The following is a 1,685-nucleotide window of genomic DNA, read 5'->3' as shown; positions in this document are numbered from 1 at the left end:
GAAATGGGCGAAGACTTCCGACACGGCCAGCGCTCCGGCAAGCACGCCAGCGGGAGCAAACTCGGCAGAGTCGGGAAGGGCGGGGGCGTCGAACGGCACCAGGCCGGCTCGCCAGCCTTCGAATGTCGTTCTGATAGCAAAACCCGCGTGATCGATCGCCGGCGGAGTTCCGATGCTGACAAGCGGAACGCCTTGCGGGATGTCCTCGACGACGGTACCCTGAAGGTGTCCTACCGCGTCAGCCAGGGTCGTACCGGCAACGACCGGCAACGTCAAAGGCGCGTCCAGGACGCCCGACACCGTAACGCCGCCTAGGAAGGTGCGGCGAGCGCAATTGAGGGCGGTGAGCAGCGCCGCCTGGTGGGTCGGACTCAAGGCTGCGCTCTCGCCGATGAAAAGATGCATCCGGAAAGAATGCAACCGCTGCTCGGCTTCCTCCGCGGTAGCGGCCGTGCCGCGGTCCATGAACAGCTTGGCGGACCTGTTCAGGGTGTCAATGATATCTTCAGCCATGGATTGTTCCTTCAATGCGCAGTGTGGGCCGCAGAAGCGACCGTTTGAGTGCGGTCCAGCGAAAACGGCCCAGGTAGCGATAGAGCCCGATCTCATCGAACCTGATCGGCTCGGCGGCAAAGCGAGGCAGGATCATCGCGATGTGACCCGGCTCGGCGATCATTGGGTGCAGCCGATCAGATTCGCTTTGCCCGGCACTGCCGGGGTGGGTGTGAACGTCGGCCGCGACAACCTCGCCACGTTCACGGCAGATGTTCCACAAATCCGCCATCGAGCCGCCGTCGATCTCGATGATGCCGGTATCGAACGCGTGAGGATCGATCTCGTCGTAGAATACGATAGAGGTGATCCTGCGGTGCGCAGTATTCGGTCCCAGAAGGAAAGCGCCGCTTTCCCGGTGGTTGCCGCCACGCGCTCGCAGTCCGTGAAGAAGTTCGAGCCACAGGTCGACCGGGATCGAGAGATCAGGCGGCTGGCCGAATAGGCGCGAAATAACCGAACGAAGCCAAAAGGTCATGAATGATCTCCACATAATGAACAATTCCGCGGGCGGGCTTCCAGAGCAGTTCGGGATGCTCCACGATCCATTGCTCGTGCCCGGGCAACGCCATTCGGTCACACGGCATATAAAGGGCCGCAGCGTTCCAGTTTGGATTGAACGCCGCCGCCACCCGGCCCGAGCCCTTCGGCCAATATTCTGCGGCAAGCGGCACGCCGGTCTCCATGTCGCAAGGCCTGGCGTTCGGCAGTTGCGCTGGATAGCCGTCCAGAAGAAAACGGAACCCCCACTCGGTGCCGTCGCGCGCTCTTATCGCGAAGTCGGCAGTCGGCCACGCTACGCGCAGCAAGCGCCATTGTTGTTTGATCGTGCCGAGCTGGAAATCAGGGCGCTCCAGGTGTTCCCGGAACGCCCTTTCCTCCGCTGTCGCCAAGGCCGCCATCAGCCCTGCACCAACTTCTTGCGGACCAGGTCGAACATAACGGCGCAGGTTTCGCCGGTGAAGCTGCCCAGATGTGCATTCTGCGGCGGCTGGACGCGGCTACCATGGATCTGGAGGACGTGCTCCTCGGCCTCCTCCTTGCCAAGACCAGCCTTTTCCACGGCCCAGCGCGTCACCTTGGCGATAGTCGCCGACGGCGCGAACTTGTGCTTGAAGGCTTCCATCTTGTAG

At 62.4% G+C, this 1,685-nt stretch carries 4 protein-coding genes; all 4 read right to left on the bottom strand.

Annotated elements, in window-relative coordinates:
* On the bottom strand, positions 1 to 513 hold a 513-nt coding region (locus EN914_RS34560; RefSeq protein WP_206527306.1), incomplete at its 3' end, for a hypothetical protein.
* Positions 506 to 1,030: a hypothetical protein gene (locus EN914_RS34555; RefSeq protein ID WP_024504247.1), complete on the bottom strand. Its 525-nt coding sequence runs from the start codon at positions 1,028 to 1,030 to the stop codon at positions 506 to 508. The genes EN914_RS34555 and EN914_RS34560, both read right to left, overlap by 8 nt.
* Positions 978 to 1,454, bottom strand: coding sequence for a hypothetical protein (locus EN914_RS34550; RefSeq protein ID WP_024504248.1), 477 nt, complete (start codon positions 1,452 to 1,454; stop codon positions 978 to 980). Before EN914_RS34550 ends, EN914_RS34555 begins: the two co-directional genes overlap by 53 nt.
* A partial coding sequence (locus EN914_RS38530) for a hypothetical protein (protein ID WP_206527305.1) occupies positions 1,454 to 1,685 on the bottom strand: 232 nt, incomplete at its 5' end. The genes EN914_RS38530 and EN914_RS34550, both read right to left, overlap by 1 nt.

It is taken from the genome of Mesorhizobium sp. M7A.F.Ca.CA.001.08.2.1 (assembly GCF_003998455.1).
Lineage (GTDB): Bacteria > Pseudomonadota > Alphaproteobacteria > Rhizobiales > Rhizobiaceae > Mesorhizobium > Mesorhizobium ciceri.
This window is presented reverse-complemented; position numbering and strand designations above follow the sequence as displayed.

What these genes read in the sequence shown, in the direction of transcription:
- EN914_RS34555 (WP_024504247.1), bottom strand. Translation starts at nt 1,030, where the DNA reads ATGACCTTTTGGCTTCGTTCGGTTATTTCGCGCCTATTCGGCCAGCCG.
- EN914_RS34550 (WP_024504248.1), bottom strand. Translation starts at nt 1,454, where the DNA reads ATGGCGGCCTTGGCGACAGCGGAGGAAAGGGCGTTCCGGGAACACCTG.